Source organism: Kordia aestuariivivens (assembly GCF_014397005.1).
Lineage (GTDB): Bacteria > Bacteroidota > Bacteroidia > Flavobacteriales > Flavobacteriaceae > Kordia > Kordia aestuariivivens.
On record NZ_JACGWS010000006.1, the window covers coordinates 272,295 to 291,982 of the forward strand.

At 33.9% G+C, this 19,688-nt stretch carries 16 protein-coding genes; 9 read left to right on the forward strand and 7 right to left on the reverse strand.

The genetic code is table 11. From position 1 onward, the window contains the following. Positions 1 to 147: 147 nt before the first annotated feature. The 4 genes from H2O64_RS11880 to H2O64_RS11895 are packed head-to-tail and all read left to right on the forward strand — an operon-like array spanning position 148 to position 2,870. Complete coding sequence (locus tag H2O64_RS11880) at positions 148 to 690, forward strand: hypothetical protein (protein WP_187562423.1); 543 nt, start codon at positions 148 to 150, stop codon at positions 688 to 690. Between the two features lie 23 nt (positions 691 to 713). Then, positions 714 to 1,331, forward strand: coding sequence for a hypothetical protein (locus tag H2O64_RS11885; RefSeq protein WP_187562424.1), 618 nt, complete (start codon positions 714 to 716; stop codon positions 1,329 to 1,331). After that, positions 1,310 to 2,122 (forward strand): sensor histidine kinase, encoded by an 813-nt coding sequence (locus H2O64_RS11890; RefSeq protein WP_187562425.1) that lies wholly within the window; start codon positions 1,310 to 1,312, stop codon positions 2,120 to 2,122. Before H2O64_RS11885 ends, H2O64_RS11890 begins: the two co-directional genes overlap by 22 nt. A gap of 1 nt (position 2,123) precedes the next feature. Continuing rightward, positions 2,124 to 2,870 (forward strand): LytR/AlgR family response regulator transcription factor, encoded by a 747-nt coding sequence (locus H2O64_RS11895; RefSeq protein ID WP_187562426.1) that lies wholly within the window; start codon positions 2,124 to 2,126, stop codon positions 2,868 to 2,870. Positions 2,871 to 3,139: 269 nt separating this feature from the next. Here H2O64_RS11895 and H2O64_RS11900 read toward each other — a convergent pair whose 3' ends face one another. From H2O64_RS11900 to H2O64_RS11930, 7 genes are all read right to left on the reverse strand, one after another. Then, complete coding sequence (locus tag H2O64_RS11900) at positions 3,140 to 3,664, reverse strand: OmpH family outer membrane protein (protein ID WP_187562427.1); 525 nt, start codon at positions 3,662 to 3,664, stop codon at positions 3,140 to 3,142. A 263-nt stretch (positions 3,665 to 3,927) separates the two neighbouring features. Continuing rightward, positions 3,928 to 4,770 carry a class I SAM-dependent methyltransferase gene (locus H2O64_RS11905; protein WP_187562428.1) on the reverse strand — a complete coding sequence of 281 codons (843 nt, stop codon included), beginning with the start codon at positions 4,768 to 4,770 and terminating at the stop codon, positions 3,928 to 3,930. Positions 4,771 to 4,818: 48 nt separating this feature from the next. Beyond that, positions 4,819 to 5,376: a hypothetical protein gene (locus tag H2O64_RS11910; RefSeq protein WP_187562429.1), complete on the reverse strand. Its 558-nt coding sequence runs from the start codon at positions 5,374 to 5,376 to the stop codon at positions 4,819 to 4,821. 40 nt (positions 5,377 to 5,416) lie between these two features. After that, positions 5,417 to 6,244: a GNAT family N-acetyltransferase gene (locus H2O64_RS11915; protein WP_187562430.1), complete on the reverse strand. Its 828-nt coding sequence runs from the start codon at positions 6,242 to 6,244 to the stop codon at positions 5,417 to 5,419. A gap of 33 nt (positions 6,245 to 6,277) precedes the next feature. Beyond that, positions 6,278 to 8,149 (reverse strand): tRNA uridine-5-carboxymethylaminomethyl(34) synthesis enzyme MnmG, encoded by a 1,872-nt coding sequence (gene mnmG, locus H2O64_RS11920; RefSeq protein ID WP_187562431.1) that lies wholly within the window; start codon positions 8,147 to 8,149, stop codon positions 6,278 to 6,280. A 50-nt stretch (positions 8,150 to 8,199) separates the two neighbouring features. Then, entirely contained in the window at positions 8,200 to 8,622 is a 423-nt protein-coding gene (ybeY, locus tag H2O64_RS11925; protein WP_187562432.1) for an rRNA maturation RNase YbeY, read from the reverse strand. Continuing rightward, the gene (locus H2O64_RS11930; RefSeq protein ID WP_187562433.1) at positions 8,615 to 12,040 is read right to left on the reverse strand and encodes a DUF4175 family protein; all 3,426 of its coding nucleotides are present in this window, start codon (positions 12,038 to 12,040) and stop codon (positions 8,615 to 8,617) included. Before H2O64_RS11930 ends, ybeY begins: the two co-directional genes overlap by 8 nt. A 110-nt stretch (positions 12,041 to 12,150) precedes the next feature. Between H2O64_RS11930 and H2O64_RS11935 the strand changes: the two genes are divergently transcribed. From H2O64_RS11935 to H2O64_RS11955, 5 genes are all read left to right on the forward strand, one after another. Next, the gene (locus tag H2O64_RS11935; protein ID WP_187562434.1) at positions 12,151 to 12,978 is read left to right on the forward strand and encodes a transporter; all 828 of its coding nucleotides are present in this window, start codon (positions 12,151 to 12,153) and stop codon (positions 12,976 to 12,978) included. 83 nt (positions 12,979 to 13,061) lie between these two features. Next, entirely contained in the window at positions 13,062 to 14,111 is a 1,050-nt protein-coding gene (locus tag H2O64_RS11940; protein WP_187562435.1) for an alkane 1-monooxygenase, read from the forward strand. Between the two features lie 226 nt (positions 14,112 to 14,337). After that, positions 14,338 to 16,356 carry a T9SS type A sorting domain-containing protein gene (locus H2O64_RS11945; protein ID WP_187562436.1) on the forward strand — a complete coding sequence of 673 codons (2,019 nt, stop codon included), beginning with the start codon at positions 14,338 to 14,340 and terminating at the stop codon, positions 16,354 to 16,356. 205 nt (positions 16,357 to 16,561) lie between these two features. After that, positions 16,562 to 18,073 (forward strand): glutamate--tRNA ligase, encoded by a 1,512-nt coding sequence (gene gltX, locus H2O64_RS11950; RefSeq protein ID WP_187562437.1) that lies wholly within the window; start codon positions 16,562 to 16,564, stop codon positions 18,071 to 18,073. Between the two features lie 125 nt (positions 18,074 to 18,198). Further along, positions 18,199 to 19,548 carry a TPM domain-containing protein gene (locus H2O64_RS11955; RefSeq protein WP_187562438.1) on the forward strand — a complete coding sequence of 450 codons (1,350 nt, stop codon included), beginning with the start codon at positions 18,199 to 18,201 and terminating at the stop codon, positions 19,546 to 19,548. Positions 19,549 to 19,688: the final 140 nt, after the last annotated feature.

Below are 19,688 nucleotides of genomic sequence, written 5' to 3' on the forward strand. Positions count from 1 at the left end.
CTAATAAATTATGAAACATACTAAAATCTTTGAGCAATCAAGATAATAAAGGAAAAACACTATTTCCTATTAAACTAATAAAGAGTTAATTAAAAAATTTAAAAAACGTTCCACTTGTTTGTTCAGGCAGAACATAAAAACACAATTATGAGAAAAAAAATGAATTATTTAACAATTTTATTCCTACTTTTAATGATGGTTTCATGCACTGATGAGGTCAAAGCCCCAGAAAATGCATTGTGTACCAAAGATGCACAAACACTTGAAGATAATTATATAAAGCATCAATGTAATGTAGATGATTACAGAGCAATTTCATTTACGTATTTACAAATGAAAGAATACATGGAATATTTAGCATTCAAAAGAAAGGGGTTACGTATTAATGAAGAAGACTTGGGAGTTCGTATATATTTTGGAGCAAAAGAGGAAAAAGAATTTGGACGAGACGTATCACCCAAAGGAAGTTTAAAAGGAATTGACGATGCTGATGAACTGCTCTACACCACCATCTTTTTTGCGCCTACTATTAAGAGAACGGATTCTGAAAACTCTGAGGATCCTGGAGATTATGAAAATATGTATGAAATAGCACCTTTTAATCATGGAAGTTCAAGAAGACCTCCAAATCCGTATTTCCCTACTGAGCCATGTCCGCTTATTGATGTAAATGGACATAGTAGACACTAATCTAACTATTATACTAAACACTTATGCTATTTTACCTTTTCTTAGTCTTTCAAATAGCTGCTTTAGCCGCAGCTATTTGGTATTGGGATGCTTACAAAAATACTACACAACGACACTTTTTATGGTTTTTAATATATGTGGTTTGTAATGAAGTTATAGGAATTGCCTATCAATTAATTTCTGATCATTATAATGATATAGTCCATAATATATTTATACTGGTTTGTTTTCCATTTTATTTTTCATGGTTTTATAAAATTTTGCAGAAGCGGAAATGGCTTACTCAGGTTTTATTCGTTGTTTTTATCATTGTGTTTCTGTATGATCTTTTTGATAAAAGTCCGTTTGATTATTTATACTTAAATCCAATCATTACAGGCGCTTTTTGCATCTTGGTTTTAACTATTAGTTATTTTGTAGAATTACTCAATACAGATTCTATCACAACATTTGCTACATCACAAAAGTTTTGGATTGTTACGGGCTTGTTTTGTTTTTACATTGGCTTACTTCCTTTGTTAATTTTTCATAGCAACCTAGATTATGGTGGTCATTTTTATAGTATTGTCATCACAGTATTGAACGCAGTTTTGTATGGTTGCATCTTTAAAAGCTTTCTATGTCTAAAGAAGAAAAGGTAGATAACATATTTTCAGAAGAAATTTTCTTCTTACTATCGGGTGCTGCTTTACTAATTGCAGTTGCCGTGGTAATTCTATTCTTCGTTTTTATTACACGTAAGAATAAATTATTGACAGAGAAAGCAATCTCTATCAATAGTTATGAAAAGAAAATGGTTGAACTCGAATTACACGCGTTGCGATCGCAAATGAATCCGCATTTTGTGCATAATTCGCTCAACGCGATTCAATATTATATTCAGTTGAACGATATTGATCAATCAGAGAATTATTTGACGCGCTTTTCAAAATTGGTGCGTCAGTTCTTTGAATATTCGCGAAAGCAAACGATTCGTATTGAAGAAGAAATAGACCTCATTTCAAATTATTTAGCACTTGAAAAATTGCGCTTTGAAGATAAACTCACCTACGAAATTTTATGTGATGAAACAGTGGATAAAGAAGCTGCTATTCCGTCGATGGTATTGCAACCTATTGTAGAAAACGCAGTAAATCACGGAATTTTTCACAAGAAAGCTACTGGAAAAGTGACCATTACATTTTCGCAACTTTCAGAAGATACGTTTTGTGTAGTCATAAAAGATGATGGAATTGGCATTAAAGAATCCCAAAAAAGAGCACAACATACACTTAAAAACCATGAATCGCATTCTTCTCAAGTTTTGGACGAACGACTTAAGTTGTTAGAACAAATAGATAATTGGAATGTGGAATATACCATAAAAGATCGTGCTGAATTTAGCGATGAAGAAGGAACGATTGTCACCCTAATTTTTAAACTACCAAACTGATATGACTGTAACTGCTATTCTTATTGACGACGAACATAAATCGTTAGCTATTCTGAAAAATAAACTAGAACGTTTGTGTCCAAATATAAAAGTTGTTGGCGAAACGCAAGATCCTGAAGAAGGAATTAAACTGATCACTGATTTAGAACCACAATTGGTGTTTTTGGATATTGCCATGCCTAGCATGAATGGTTTTGAAATGCTTCAAAAAATTCCACAACCGCAATTTGAAATCATCTTTGTAACCGCTTTTGATAGTTACGGCATTGAAGCCATCAAACATTGCGCTATTGGTTATATTGTAAAACCGATTGATAGTCAAGATTTAATACAAGCAGTTTCAATAGCGACACAGAATATTACTGATAAGACAGCTTTACAAAAGAATAAACAATTGATTGAAAATTTAGGCATTCAATCGTTTCAAAAAAAGAAAATTGTGATTCCTTGCCAAGAAGGTTTGGAGTTTGTAAAGATGGAAAATATTATTCATTGCGAAGGAACTGATGGCTATACAAAAATTCATTTTCAACAACAAAAACCGATCATGAGTTCGTACAGCATTGGACATTTTCATAAGCTGTTACCGCAACACGATTTTTACCTCATTCACAAATCGCATTTAATCAATGTCAATTATATTGAAAAGTATTTAAACGAAGGTTATGTTGTATTGCAAGACAATCATAAGTTGCCTGTTTCCAGGAATAAACGCACGGAGTTTTTGAATATGATTCGGAGTGTTTAACGATGTGTCAATTTGGAAATGTATTAATTTGAAGATTATATCTCGATAACTACGCTAGGTAGTTGAAATCAAAATGTATTTTGATTTCAATAATGCTCGATATGACATTATAAGAATTTGAAAGCACGTCATGCTGAACTTGATTCAGCATCTCATTACGATATTCTTACTGTTATGTGAAACTGAATCAAGTTCAGTTTGACGAAAAGTATATAAAACAAAAAAAGGCTCCCAAAATGGAAGCCTTTATGAATCTTGTAATGCGTGTATTATTTCTTTTCAGCTGCGTACTTTTCGTTTAGCTTTTCTAAAACTACTTTCGTAATATTGCTTTCTTCTTTTCCGTAATAAACCGTTCCAACATATTCGTTTTTACCAAAAATATAATCGTAGTTGTTTGTTTTTCCGTATTCAGAAACGAAGTCTTTAACTTTATTCAACAAAGAATCGTTTAACGTTTGACTTTCTTTAGAAATTGCGTTTTCTTCAATTTGAAACTGCTGCTGTAACATTTGTTGCTTTTGCCCAAGTTGATCGTATCTTTTTTGTGCATCTGCAGGTTTCATTTTATCAGCTTTCGATTGAAAATCTTGTGCTTCTAATTGAAACGCGCGTGTAATACTATCTTTTCTTTTTTGATAGATTCCTATTTTGGCTTGAAGTTTTACTTCTAAGTCTTTTTTCTCTTGATATTCATTTACCAATTCAGAATTATCAACAAAGGCTGTTTTTGCAGATTGCTGACATGAATATAATGCCAAAGCAACAATTCCTAAAGCGATGAGTTTTTTCATTTTGTATGCGTTTTATTTTTTTAGTGTCTTTTTTAGTTGGCGCAAAAATAGAAATTAAAGTTTACATGACAAGTTGTGAAGATTATAAGAATTTTCATGAAAATCACAACTATAATAAAAATTGATGTTAAATTATTAAACGATAATTTATACTTATTAAAAGTGACTGTTTTTCTACTGCTTTTTAAATCGTTTTTGAGAATGTTCAGCACAATATACAATCAAGTGCTTAAAACACGCTTAAAACGGCTCAAATTGCGTTTTTAGTCGTTCTTGATGACGTAAATCAAGGAAGAATACTCCGAAGTTGTGATCGCTTTAAAATTCGAGACAAATCCTCTGTAAAATCCTTTTACCGGATTCATTTTGCCCGTTTTGTGTTTTTCGGAAAGTAAACTCACATAATACGCGTCAAATTTCATTGGTAAGACTTTTACTACTTTTAAGTTTTCTTTTTGAAAGAGTCCTTTTATTGCGTTTTGCGAAAAATGCCATAAATGTCTTGGCACATCGTATGCTGCCCAAAACTCTTTGTAGTGACTTGCATCGTGACTGTTGAAATTTGGAACAGCAATAAAAATAGTTCCGTTGGGTTTGATGATTCTTTTCAAGGTTGCAATTTGTTCTTCCAAGTTTGGAACGTGTTCCAACACATGCCACATCGTAATTGCATCAAAACTATGATCGGGAATTTCAGCAAGCCAATCATTTGTATGAATTTCGGTAGTCGTTTTTTCAGCTGCAATTTTCCGCGCTTGAGCGTCGGGTTCAATTCCAGTAACTTCCCACTTGTATTTTTGAGCCATTGCTAAAAAGTCGCCGGTTCCACAACCAATATCTAGCACTTTTTTTCCATCGCTTTTTGTGTGCTGTAATACCAAAGTCATTTTTTTAGAAAGCATATACGAACGAACCCAATGATAGATTTTCTCAAATAGATTTCGTTGTGTATCCGTATGCGAAATATAATCTTCACTTTCATAATACGAAGGCAATTTGTCCAAGCTTGGTTGTGGTTCGGTTTTGTACATTTTCAAAACCTCATCAAAAACCAATTGAAATTCTTCGCCAGAAACGGAATGATCTTTTACCGTAAGATTGTTCATTTTTTTAATGCTTCTAAATTTTTAATGAAATTGTTCCACGTGGAACAATTAATTATTTCCTATTATAAAGTTTAATTCTTTTGACGAACCAATAAGTTGATACTCGTTCATAAAATCAATTAAATAATTTTCTGCAATTGCTCTGTGAATAGATCCTTCTTGTAACGAATCTGCTTCTGAATTACTTTCAACATACACCGCAATAAAAAAATGTGTCGTTTCTGTTGTTTTTACATTTTCATCAAAATCTGTTTTTAATGAATTATTTATTGCCCTATTTACAAACGGTGCTAAAAAGTTTGCTGTTTGTTCTGTACTTTCAACAATATGAAACGTCATTAAAAAATCTGTTCCTTTTATCTTTACAGGAAGGTTTTGTAAATAGCTATTTTCTTCTGCAGAAAATTTATATTCAGTAAATGCTGTAAAATCATCATCGTACAAATGATTGTAAAATATAAAGTAATTTGACTTCCCTAAAGACTTCTTTATTTTTTTTCCTTCAACAATTGAGTGCCCATAAACTTCAGGTACTTTTTTTATAGTGATGCAATTTGTAAAAAATAAAAACAATGAGAAACTTGCTACAATTTTAATATATTTCATAGTACATTTTTTCAGGGATCAGATACAATAATTAAGCCAATTAAAATTCAAAGCTCATATCATATTGATCAATGTAATTTTCAAAATTCATTTTTTCAAAAAACGCGTGTAAATTTTTATTTGCTGTGTCAATATTGATGACATTATATTTTCCAGTTTCCAATCCAGAAAATAAAATTTCTCCAAAAATAGTCCAGTTATTTTCTTTTGCGCCTACCCGATGAATTCTTTTTGAAATTTTATGAAAAAGTAAATATGCTACAATTTCATCTTTATCGAAAACAGAAATTGATACCAAGTTATTTTTATACTTTTCCAAACAATGATCTTGATTTTCTATAGATGGAAAATAGTTTTGTAACTGTTCAAAATCTGGGAATTGGAATTGCTCCTTTATTACTATTCTAAATTTTGTTTGAATGGCTTTTTGTTGCCAATCGAATCTATATAATTTATACTGTCGATCAATATTAAAACCAACTTTTTGATAGGCTAAAATAGCGCGTTCATTTTCCGTGATACATTCCAACGTGCTTTTTAGAATTCCGTTTTCTTTTAATGTTGGAATTGCCTTTGCGTACAACTTTGTCAACAAACCTTTTCTTCGATGTGTCGGAATAATTCCTGTAGAAGCATTGTACGCAACTTTGGTTTCGCCGTAGTAATTGATCGCATGAATAATGAATCCAACTAATTGATTATTATCAAAAACCCCAAAGGATAAATTGTAATCTACACCAGAAGCTTTCCAGCGTTCGTTGACGTATTCTAGCGTAAAATTGATCGGAATGATATAATCAGAAAACGCCAGATTCAAGGTCTTTATGATCTCTTCAACTGGCGTATTTTGTAATGATTTTATTTCCATGATTTGAAATGTTCCACGTGGAACACTTAAAATTTATCTATTCAAATAAACTAACATCACACTAATATCACTTGGAGAAACTCCACTAATTCGTGATGCTTGCGATAAGTTTACAGGACGAATTTTAGACAGCTTTTGGCGTGCTTCCAGAGATAAGTTTGTTAAGCTATTGTACTCAAAACTTGCTGGAATTTTTACGCGATCTAAGTTGTTTAATTTGTCTGCGTTGCTCTTTTCTTTGTTAATATATCCTGCGTATTTTATTTGAACTTCTGTCTGTTCTAATACGTCTTTATCTAATTTATGCTCTTCAATAAATTGTGAAACTGAAGCCACTTGCTTCATATCATCCATGCTAATATTTGGCCGTGAAAAGATCTTAAACATCTTATCTTGTTGCTTCACTTTCGCAGAATTTTTAGCTTCTAAAACAGGGTTTATTTCATCTGGTTTCACACTTGTTTCTTGAAAGAATCTGATAAAAGCATCCGAATTATTCTTCTTATGTTCCATCGCTTTTAGTCTTTCTAGCGAAGCCAAACCAAGTTTATGACCAACTGGAGTTAATCTAAAATCTGCATTATCTTGACGCAATAAGGTTCTATATTCTGCACGCGAGGTAAACATTCTGTATGGCTCTTCCGTTCCTTTTGTGATTAAATCATCAATCAAAACTCCGATATATGCTTCGTTTCTTTTCAGAATAAATTCGTCTCTTTCTTGTACTTTCAACGCTGCATTTATTCCTGCCATAAGTCCTTGCGAAGCCGCTTCTTCATATCCTGTGGTTCCATTAATTTGTCCTGCAAAAAAGAGTCCTTCTACAATTTTTGTTTCCAGCGTATGCTTTAATTGTGTTGGTGGAAAGTAATCGTATTCTATGGCATACCCAGGTCTAAAGAATTTTACATTTTCAAAACCAACTACTGAACGCAATGCTTTAAACTGAACATCTTCTGGCAACGAAGTAGAAAAACCATTTACATATACTTCACAGGTATTCCATCCTTCAGGTTCAACAAATAATTGGTGACGATCTTTGTCTGCAAAACGATTGATTTTATCTTCTATCGATGGACAATATCTTGGTCCTAACGATTGAATTCTTCCGTTAAACATTGGCGATCTGTCAAAACCTTCACGCAGTAAATCGTGCACTAACGTAGACGTATATGTCATGTGACATGCACGTTGTTCACTTAAAGGTTTCATCGCTTTTAGGTATGAAAACTTATCAGGATGTTCGTCTCCAGGTTGAATGATCATTTTAGAATAATCTAACGAACGTCCATCCACACGTGGTGGTGTTCCTGTTTTCATTCTCCCCGATTCAAAACCTAAGGCAACTAATTCTTCAGTGATTCCAGTTGCAGCACTTTCGCCAGCTCTTCCTCCACCGAAGTTTTTATCTCCAATATGAATCAATCCATTCAAGAAAGTTCCATTGGTTAAAACCACTGTTTTTGCTTTTATTTCTAATCCTAAAGAGGTTTTTACACCTTTTATTTTTCCGCCTTCAATGATGAGACCACGAACCATTTCTTGATAGAAATCTAGGTTTTCGGTTGCTTCTAGCATCAAACGCCATTCTTCTGCAAATCGCATGCGATCACTTTGCGCACGTGGCGACCACATTGCCGGACCTTTTGATTTGTTTAGCATTTTGAATTGAATCGCAGATTTGTCAGTAACAATTCCGCTATATCCACCAAGTGCATCAATTTCACGCACAATTTGTCCTTTAGCAATTCCGCCCATAGCGGGATTACAAGACATTTGCGCAATGTTTTGCAGGTTCATCGTAACGAGCAATGTTTTGCTTCCCATGTTGGCAGCGGCAGCGGCAGCTTCTGAACCTGCATGTCCTGCTCCAACAACTATTACATCATATTCATTTTCAAACATATCTTAACGATTGAATTTCGCTTTTTTTTTAAGCAATTTTAGAAAGTACTTTATGATTGTTCCACGTGGAACATGCTGAGTTTTTCATCTTCTTTAGCAGTCATTACAGCTTGATCGGCTTCGGTTTTATCATTGTATCCGCAGTAATGCAATACGCCATGAATCATCACTCTTCTGAGTTCTTCATCAAATGAAACAACAAAATCCTTAGCGTTTTCTTTAACGAGCTCAATGGAAATAAATATATCGCCATGTAGTTCATTTCCTACTGTATTGTCAAAACTGATAATGTCCGTTAACGTATCATGCTGGAGGAATTCTACATTGAGTTTATGCAAATATGCATCGTTACAGAATATATAATTGATTTCTCCTTCACGCTTGTTTTCGGAAGCAATAACCTTCCTAATCCATTCTTCAATTTTCGCTTCGTTTGGAAGTTCAAATTGCGTTTCATAATTAAAACTAATCATCCTTTTTCTTGAAATACTCTTGTACTTTCTTTTTGTAATTATTGCGCAAAGGTAATACTTGTCTGTTTAATATTTCAATTTGATTGAAATACTGTCTCACATCAGGCATTTTTTCGTTTGTAGTGTTTGTGAAATCTTTGCGATTGGAAGACGATTCACGCTTGTTTTCTTTTTGTTGTTCAAACGCTGCTTTGTCTAGTTTTTGTAGTTGGTATTTGAGTTCTACCATACGTTTCATGGTTTCGTCATTGAAACCTCTTTCTAACAATTCAGTTTCTACTTGCTCCATTTGTTTAAGCAATTTTCTAGCTTCTGGATTGCTTATTTTTTCTCCGTATTTGGCTTTTAATTGCTTTTCTAATTGACTGCGTAAGACTTGCTGTTGCTTGTAAATGTCGTAAAGTTTGCCTGAAGTATCTTCGTTGCCACTACCCGATCCGCCACCTTGCTCACCGTTTTCGCCGCTTTTTCCATCTTTTCCACCTTTGCCTTTTTCTCCTTCTTCTTTACCACCTTCTTTGCCGCCTTTACCATCTTTTCCTTGACCTTCTTGCTTGGTGCCTTTCTCCATTTGCTTGTTCAATTCTTCTTGCGATTGAATGATGTCTGGCAATTGAAATCCTTTTCCTTGACCTTGATTTTGTCCACTTTGTCCCATTCCCGATGAACCTTGTCCTTGCCCTTGTCCCATACTTTGTTGCATATTGTCCAAAGCGCCACTTAAAAAATCTGCAAGTTTGTTGGTTGACGTTAACGCATATTGTTGTGCCGCAACGCCTCTGTACACATTATTTTCAGCTAGTAATTCCAGCGATTTGTCAATATTGAAATAGATTTCTGTGATTTCTTTGTTGATTTGTTCCGAAATTTTTGGCTGACGCAACGACATTGCAAATAAACTATCGTCAACATGTTCAAACATTTTTCGGAGTTCATTTTGACGTTTTAGTTTGGAAGCATAGCTTGAATTAGTGTTGTCAATTTCTTCAAAACCTTTCATTAGTTTTTCTTCATCAAAAGAAAATAAGAGTAAATTATCTAAGATTTGACGCAACATTTCGGCATCTTCTTGAATGCTTTGTTCACCGCCCATTTGCATAGAACTTTGCATCGCCTTACTCATACGCTGCATTTTTTGAGCTGCTTTCTTTTGTTTGCTTTTCGCGCTACTTTGTTTATCTGTCTTTTCTTGTTCACTTGGCGATTCTTCACTTTTTTCTAAATCGTCCGTAGCGTCTTCTTGTTCTTTTTTGATGTCTTCTTCATCTTCTTTTTTACGATCAAGATCCATAGGCTTTTTGAGTTCGCTATTTTCTTTGTCTAAATCGTCCATTTGCTTTTGCAAATCTTCAAACTTTTTGTTCAGTTCTTCTTGCTTTTCTTTGGTATTTTCTTCACCGCTTTTTGTTGAGAGTTCTTTTTGCTCTTTGGCAAGTTCGCCCAATTCTTTTTGAATTTTCTCTGCTTTTTTGGTTACATAATAACGTTTCGTCAGCTCCACAATTTGTTGCAGATTCTTTTTGTTATTTTGTTGTTGCTTCCCAAGTTCTTCTAGTTTTTCTGAAAGTTCTTCTTCGCTAATTTTTTCAGCGAGTTTTTTGAGTTCTTCCATCAACTTTTCATTCTTCTCTAATTCTTTTTGCTGACGTTCTAATCGTTCTTTCAACAACTCTTTGTCTTCGTCTTCTTTCGTTTCATCTTCTTGAAATTCTTCTAAGTTTTTTTGCAATTGCTTAGAAAATTTCTCCATCATTTGATCATTTTGTTCTTGTCGCTGCAAGAATTTTTCCAACTTTTTACGATCGTTGAAATTGAGTTCACTTTTTTCTTTTTGATTTTTCGAAATCTTTTTGAGTTCTTCTTGTTGCTTTTGAAGCTTTTCTAAGGATTTATCTAAATCTTGAATCGTTTCGTTTTGTTGTTGAAGTTGTTCCGTTTCGAGTTCCGTATCTGTTAGCTTACGATAATTGAATACTTCACTTTTTACTTTTTTTCCTCCGCGAATTCCATCATTATCTGTCAATTCAAAGTAGAATTCGTAATTCACACCTTTGGTTAATTCTAAATTTCCAGGAAATGTATATTGAAATTGATCAATGTTTGAAGCACTAATCGGAATGTTTTCTTTTACTTTATTTTCCTGACTTTCCGAAGGATAATAAACCAATTGCAAACGTTTCAGACCATAATCATCTGAAACTTGTCCTAAGAAATATAGCGTACGTTGATCAACTGTATCACGCTTTGATTGCAATTCCATTTTTGGATATTCATCTTTAATCACGCTTAGGTTGAAACCTAAATTTTCATAGTTTTTAAGTTCTGTATTGCTTGTACTTATTTGATAATCAAGTTTTTTATAAATTCTTCTTTCAAGTTTGAAATCGTTCGCTTCTTTGTTGAAAACGTATGTACTATCACTCGAAATTAATTCTAATTGATTCGTTTGTTTTGCTTTCGCTTCCCACGTTACTTTTGTTCCTTCGGGAATGGTGGCATTTCCAGTACTTTTTAATACCTCATCTTTTCGTTTCGTATACGCAGGATAATCCAACACCATTTGAAAGTTCACTAACGACGGTACTTTTACTACGTTTAATGTGTATGATTTTGACGTGACTTCATTCGCGTTAAGCGTAAAAGTGATTGCTTCTTTTGGTTGTGCAAATGTATATTCGAACGTGCCAATTCCTTTATTTTGAAGGAAGTAGGTTTCATCACCTAAGGTTATTTGAACTTCTTCAGGAATGACATCGCCTAAGGTTTGTACTTGTAGTTTATATTCTTGATTTTCAATTGCTTGCAGCGAATCGTTCACCACTAAAAACTGAAAAGGCGCTGGCGGTTCATACGCAGTTTTGTAATTGATTACACGTTCGTAACTTTTACTAAATAGCGAACTGTTTCCGGAAATCCACACGAATAACACAATCGCTAATGGCAGAATTGCATATTTGACGTATTTGACATTTTTCTTGAAGTTAATCGCCACTTGAAACGGAATCGGTTGTAGCTCTTTCGATTTTTGTTCGATACTTGCCAACAACAATTCAGATTCCTGAGACGTTTCAGATAGTTGCAACACGTTCAATAGTTTGTCGTTTACTTCTGGGAAATGATTCCCGATAATTGTAGACGCTTCTTTGAAGCTGATTCCTTGCTGCAGTTTTAACAATTTTATCAATGGAAACACAATAAATTTAGCAAAAAGCGCCAATTCTACCAAGATAAAAATCCAGAATAAAGCGGTTCTTGCGGCTGTGTTTAGCCATAGAAAATGTTCCACCAATAAGGTGATTATGAAATATAAAAGCCCGATACTAAAAAATAGTATGGTGCCTTTGATGAGCTCGTTTGTGTAGTATTTGGTCACAAACTGCCCTAACTTTTTTTGTATTTGCTCGTATGCGTTCATCATATAACTGATAAAAATAACACATTTGCACAATTATTAGTGTATTACGGTTGTTAAACATTCTGTAAGATTTTGTAAAAAGATGCTACTAAGCATTCATTAAACAACCAATTATGAAAAAAATATTCGTTTTTATCGCTATTTTAAGTTCAAGTTTTACATTTAGTCAAAGTCCTTGGACACAGGAAAAAGGGAAGTTTTATACACAACTTTCGTTTAGTACGATTTCAAATTATGATGAAGTTTTTGGCGATCCAGAGTATCAAACCGATCGAGAGATTACCGATAATACACTACAATTTTATGGAGAATATGGCTTATCGTCTAAAACGACGTTGCTTTTAAATTTGCCAATAAAATTCATAAAAACGGGCGATGCTGTGAATGGAACTGCTTTTATTACAGAAGATTCTAAAAGTGCTTTTGGAAATATTTCACTTGGCGTGAAGCATCAATTTTATAATAAAAAATGGATTATTTCTGGACAGTTAAACTTAGAAGCAAATACGGGAAGTTTTGAAGCCGCTTCCGGAATTAGAACTGGACAAGATGCTTGGACGTTTACGCCTACGATCAATATTGGACGAAGTTTTGATAAATTTTATGTACAAGCGTTTACCGGAATTGACTTAAAAACAAATAATTACAGTAATAATTTTAAGATTGGTGGCGAAATTGGAACCAAAGTACATTCAAAAATTTGGCTCGTTGGTTTTGTAGATATCGTGAGTTCGTTTAATGATGGCGATGTGAATTTACCGCTGAGTAATTTAGGAACTGCTTTATATGTAAACAATCAGGAATATGGTGCTTTTGGTTTGAAAGCTATTGGAGAATTGAACAGTGCTTTTGGTGGAATTTTGAGTTTTGGCGGTGCATTTTCTGGAAATAATGTTGCCAAGCAAGCTGCGATTAGTGTTGGGGTTTATCATAAGTTTTAGAAAATCGTTTCGAATATTTTCTAAAATTTCATTTCAACAAAAAAAACAGTAAATTTAATGGCTTTGAATTTACGATGTAACTTATGAATGATTTAAAATATTTAGCGGCATTTTCTACACCATTTGTTGCTATGGTTGCTTTATACTTAGGTGGATATTATACATTTTTGACACCAATGTATGCTTTTGGAATAATTCCGATACTAGAATTGATGTTTTCTCAAAATACCGCAAATTTATCACCTGAAGAAGTTGAAAAGAAATCAGCTAATAGCCTTTTTGATTGGTTGCTATATTTGAATATTCCTATTGTTTTTGGATTGTTGATAGTTACGTTGATAAACGTTTCCACAGGAATGTATGAAACCTACGAATTGGTCGGATTGATTTTTTCCACAGGAATTGTCTTAGGTTCAAACGGAATTAATGTGGCTCACGAACTTGGGCACCGACAAACGAAAGTGGAACAAATTATGGCAAAAATATTACTATTGCCTTCACTTTATATGCACTTTTTTGTAGAGCATAATTTTGGACATCACTTACATGCGGCAACGAAAGAAGATCCTGCAACCGCACGATATAATCAAGTTTTGTATTCGTTTTGGTTTACCTCAACGGCACGACAATATATAAACGCATGGAAGATTCAGCAAAATTTACGGCAGCGTGAAAAATTTTCATTCTTTTCACCAAAAAATAACATGTTTTGGTTTACCATTTTGCAAATTGCGTATGTTGCTGCTACTTTTTATTTCTTTGGAACACTCGCGTTGATCTTTATTTTAGGAAGTGCTGTTGTTAGTTTCTTACTATTAGAAACCATCAATTATATAGAACATTACGGATTGCAGCGCAAAAAATTACCTTCTGGACGTTATGAACGTGTTCGCGAAATTCACTCTTGGAATTCAAATCACACCATCGGACGGATTGTATTATACGAACTCACACGTCACAGCGATCACCATTACAAAGCTTCAAAAAAATATCAATTGTTAGATTGTCATGAAGAAAGTCCACAAATGCCATTCGGATATCCTACATCCATGGTCATGGCGTTAATTCCACCTTTATGGTTTAAGGTGATGAATAAACGCATTCCTGCTGAAATGAATTCTGTTACCAAATAAGACCAACAATACTTAGTTTTTAACGCGCATATACTTCAAATTGCTTTGAATCTCATTTTGTAACCTATTTGGTAAAGGGTGTTTTTCCTGTAACAAGTACGGTTTTCACATAAAGCCTTAAGGCAAAACACTTCTACATTTTTAGTGCTTTGCTTCTACCCTGTTTTTTGTCACTGGCGCATCTTTGCCTTGAAACAAAAAAATAGAAACTTAAACATTTTACATTATGAAAAAAATTACAACTCTGTGTTTACTCCTGGTTTGTGGAGTGAGTTTTGGTCAATTTTGTGAGGAATTTGATCAATATTCAACAACTTCCTTGATTAACGGAACTAATGGAAACAACGGAACGATAGTGAGTCCAAATTTATTAGACAATTGGGGAACAATCTGTTCTAGTATTGCTTATTATGACACTAACAGCCAAAATGGTGCTGGAGATAATTATTTATATTTAGACGATGGCCCGTGTAGCAATGGTTCAAGTTGGGCTTTTAATTCTACGGACTATACAGGAAACTGGATGCAAATGGTTCAAGACGAAGGTTGTTTTTGTTATGATTTTAGAACATTTGAAGTAGCTTCTGGAACTATCGGCGGAAACTCATTGCGTATTTATGATGGTAGTGATCCAACAAATTCTACATTGGGCGCAACTTTTGTATTAAGTTCACCAATAGATGTTTCTAGAGGTTGGGTTCGCATTTGTGCACCAATTGGCTTTGCTGATGCCTCAGGAAACCTTCCAAGTAATAGTGACGGACAATGGGTAATTAACACAGGAAATGCAGGAGATTGGGATACCCTTATTCAAAGTGTAAATGGTATTGCATACTCAATTGACGTAGCTAGCGGAAACGAACTATTTGGAATAGATAATATATGTATCAGTCCAGATTGTGATAGTACATTTACAACAGGTGAACCAAATGACGAAGGCGCATTTTGCTGTGAAGGTGAAAACTTAGTTGAAAACGGAAATTTTGAAAATGGATCTGGCGGATTTGCTAGCGATTATACAGAAGACGCAAGTGTATATCCTGGTGCATATACCATTTCTGACGATGCAAGCATTTTTGGCGCAACTATTACAGATCATTCTGCATGTGTTGATCCAACACAATTTGGTGCTAATACAGATTTCTTATTGGTAAACGGAAGAACAACGCAACCATCTGGAACAACCGCAGTTATTTGGGAACAAAGTGTGCAAATTGATTCTGAAAAGAATTACAAATTCTGTGCAAACTTCAAAAACATGCCACAGTGTACGTTTGACATTAAGCCAGAAATTCGTTTGGAAGTAAACGGACAATTATCTGAATGGATTACAATTGATACAAATAGCGATGATCCGTGCGATTGGCAACAAATTTCAGAGTGTTTTGAAGGTGATCAAGATGTTTTAGATATTAAAATTCACTTAAAAGAAGATGGTTTAGGCGACGGAAACGACTTAGCTATTGATGATATTTCACTTCAAGCTAAATTAGATCAAAACTTAAGTATTAGTGTATTACATCAGGGAAATCCTCAACAATTAACAGGTTCTATCAACAGTATTGATACGACAGATGATACTTTATTAGTACAAGATATTTGTGTAGAACAAAACAACGGATATCAGTACAACTGGTTTGTATACGAGTTAGCAAGCTATCCAATAACACAGCCAATTGATTTTATAAATATGGTGCCAGATTCATTTGCTTGGTCAAGTAATATTGGTGGATTCAACAATCAATTACCAACTTCGGCAAATCCGGTTTGGGGATTAACAACTACGTTTCCAAATTACACCTTTGAAAATAACAGATTGTATGTAATTGGATTATATGTTCCTTCTTGTTGTGATAGCTGTTACGATGAAGCTTGGTCATACCAAATTACGTTTAGCAGTGAAAATGATGCGCCGCCAGCAATGAATGTCTTTACAGAAGAAATAAAAGATCATATTCGTTCATTATTTGTGCTAGGAGAAGGTGGTAACGGAACTTTAGGTAGAGAAGATAACGAAGTCATTAACTTTACGATGTTTCCAAATCCAACTTCGGATGTATTGAGATTCAACAGTGACGAAACCATTGTATCGTACAAAATAACAGATATTACTGGGAAATTGATACAAAGTAAAGCGATTGAAGTTTCAGAAATTGACGTATCGCAATTAAGTTCTAACATGTATTTCCTAACCGTAACAACGGATTCAGGGATTAATCACACAGAAAAATTTATTAAGAAATAGCATTTTTTCTCACATTTGCTGATTAACCGAAACCCTCAAAATTAAAACTTTGAGGGTTTCACTTTTACTCAATAATCGAGATTTAAAATCTGCTGAAGCTTGTATTGTCTTTTTTACCTCATCAAACAGTAACTGCCGTTTGTATGCGCAATTTTAAAGGAAAAATAATATTACATTTGCACTTTATAACCATATACTATTATTTATGACTAAAAAAGTTCGTGTTCGTTTTGCACCAAGTCCAACGGGACCTTTACATATTGGAGGCGTAAGAACTGCCTTATTTAACTATTTATTCGCCAAAAAACATGGCGGAGATTTTATTTTACGTATTGAAGATACAGATCAAAATAGATTTGTAGAAGGCGCGGAAGAATACATTACTGAAGCGTTAGAATGGTGTGGAATTCCTTTTGATGAAGGTACTATGAAAGATGGCGGATTTGGTCCATACAAACAAAGTGAACGCAAACATTTGTACAAACAATATGCAGATGATTTGATCACAAAAGGTCATGCATATTATGCTTTTGATACAGCAGAAGCATTAGATGCTCATAGAAAGGGTCATGAAGCAGAAGGAAAAACATTTATCTATAACTGGCACAATCGTTTAAAACTTTCCAATTCTTTATCGCTTACGCAAGATGAAGTAAATGCTAAGATTGATGCTGGCGAACCGTATGTCATTCGTTTCAAATCGCCACAAGATGAAATTTTACATTTAAAAGATATCGTTCGTGGTGATGTTGAAATTGACACCAATATTTTAGACGATAAAGTTTTATATAAAAGTGACGGAATGCCAACCTATCATTTGGCAAATATTGTAGATGATCATTTAATGGAAATCACACACGTAATTCGTGGAGAAGAATGGTTGCCTTCGTTAGCATTGCACTATTTATTATACCGTTCGTTTGAATGGGAAGCGCCTGTTTTTGCACATTTACCATTGATTTTAAGACCAACTGGAAAAGGAAAATTGAGCAAGCGCGATGGTGCAAAGTTTGGTTTCCCTGTATTTCCATTGGAATGGGATGATACAAAAGAAGGTGAATTGTACAAAGGTTTTCGTGAAGATGGATACTTTAATGATGCTTTGGTAAATTTCTTAGCATTTTTAGGTTGGAATCCAGGAACCGAGCAAGAAATTTTCAGTTTAGACGAGTTGATTCAAGCTTTTGATTTGGAACGAATTAATAAAGCTGGTGCTCGATTTGACATTGATAAAATGAAGTGGTTCAACCAACAATACATGCAGCAAAAATCTGACGAAAGTCTAGCGGAAGCTTTTCAAAAAAGTCATACTGAATTAGCGGATATTGATATAAATTATATTGCGATTGTTGTAGGAATGATTAAAGATAGAGCCACGTTTGTGAGCGATTTTTGGAGTTTGAGTCATTTCTTCTTTACTGCGCCGCAAGAATACGATGCAAAAGCATCTAAAAAGGCGTTTAAAGAAGGCACAAGCGAGTTAATGCAACAATTAATACAAGTTATTGAACCTATTGAAGATGTAAGCGTAGAAAACCTTCAAACAGAAATTAAAGGTTGGATTACTAGCAATGAAATTGGTTTTGGAAAAGTAATGCAACCACTGCGTTTAGCGTTAGTTGGCGCGTTACAAGGACCTGATTTGTTTGAAATTATGTTTATGATTGGTAAGCAGGAAACCATCAAGCGTATTCAGAAAGTAATTGAAACGATATAATTTCAACTAATTTATAAAATGTAAAAGCCATGATTTGAAAATTCAAAATCATGGCTTTTTCTTTTTTTGTAACATAAACAAGCATAAAACATACTAACTTAGTGCTAACCATTAAAATAATATGTGTGTATAAATATATTCTGTGTTTTCTGCTGCTCTTTACTTCGATAATAGGTTTTTCACAAAACGAAACAAAAACAGTCCAAACATTTACTGTAGAAACAGTTCCTGATCCTAAAAAATCGAATGGCGGATTTGTTTCTGATCCAAGCAATTACTTAACTACTTCTGAAAAAACAAGTCTCAACCGTTTAATTGTAGAAACCGAGCAAATTACAACGGCACAAATAGCTGTGGTCATTTTGCCGAGTATTGGCAGTGCAATTCCCAAAGATTTTGCAGTTGATTTATTTCAGCATTGGGGAATTGGGCAAAGTGATAAAGACAATGGTTTGTTGATTTTGACTGTTATGGATCAGCGCAGAACAGAATTTGAAACTGGTTATGGTTTAGAAGGTGTCTTGCCAGATATTGTGTTATTTAGAATAGGAATAGATCAGGTTGTCCCCTATTTTAAAAAGCAAGAATATGGAAATGGTTTAATAGCAGCAGTATCAAAAATTAAAAGTATTGTAGAAAATCCGAAGGTTAGAGAAGAAATAAAATCTACAGGATTAACAATTATAGATAGTGATGATTCTTACCGAAGAAGTTCTCCAAATCCTGTTATTTATGTGATTATAGCGTATTTTATTTGCTGTATTCTTATGGGTTTATTATATAGAAGATCTTACCAAAGAATTCATAACAATAAAGAAGATTTTTATAATAAATACATTGCTATCGATAAGTTTAATGCTCTTTTTTTAGCAATACTTTTTCCACTACCATTTATTTTTATTCGAAAATTGATTCACAAACGCATGAATTTATATCGATATCATCCGCGGTTTAGTAAAATTAATGGAAAACCTATGGTGCTAAAAAGCGAAGTTGAGGATGATCATTATTTATACGAAGGAGAACTAAAAGAAGAAGAAATTGATTCTGTAGATTATGATGTATGGTGTACCGAAAATGATGATGACATTCTTATATTACCTTATAAAAATCATACAACTCCATATTCTAAATGCCCAAAATGCACGTTTAAAACCTATAAATTAATGCATAGTCGTACCGTAAGTTATGCTACATACAGTTCAACAGGATTAAGAGAAAAGGAATATGGATGTGTCAATTGTAATCACCAACATGTTGAACAAATTACAATTCCTAGAAAAGAACGTTCTGAAAACAATCACAGTTCATTTGGAAGATCGGGCAGAAGTTCGCGTAGAAGTTCTGGTGGATTTTCTAGCGGTGGATTTTCTGGTGGAAGTTCATCAGGTGGGTTTTCTGGTGGCGGTTCTTCTAGTGGATCAAGTTGGGGCGGCGGTTCTTCTGGCGGAGGTGGTGCTGGTGTAAGTTGGTAAAGAATACAATAAAAAGAGGTCGTCTAAAAAGTAATTTTTAGGCGATTTTCTTTTTGGTCTAATTTTGTTTTGATCTCAAGCTTTGATTAATTGAGATTAAAAACGGTCACAATAAAAAAGCGAAGTTAGTTTACAGTGTT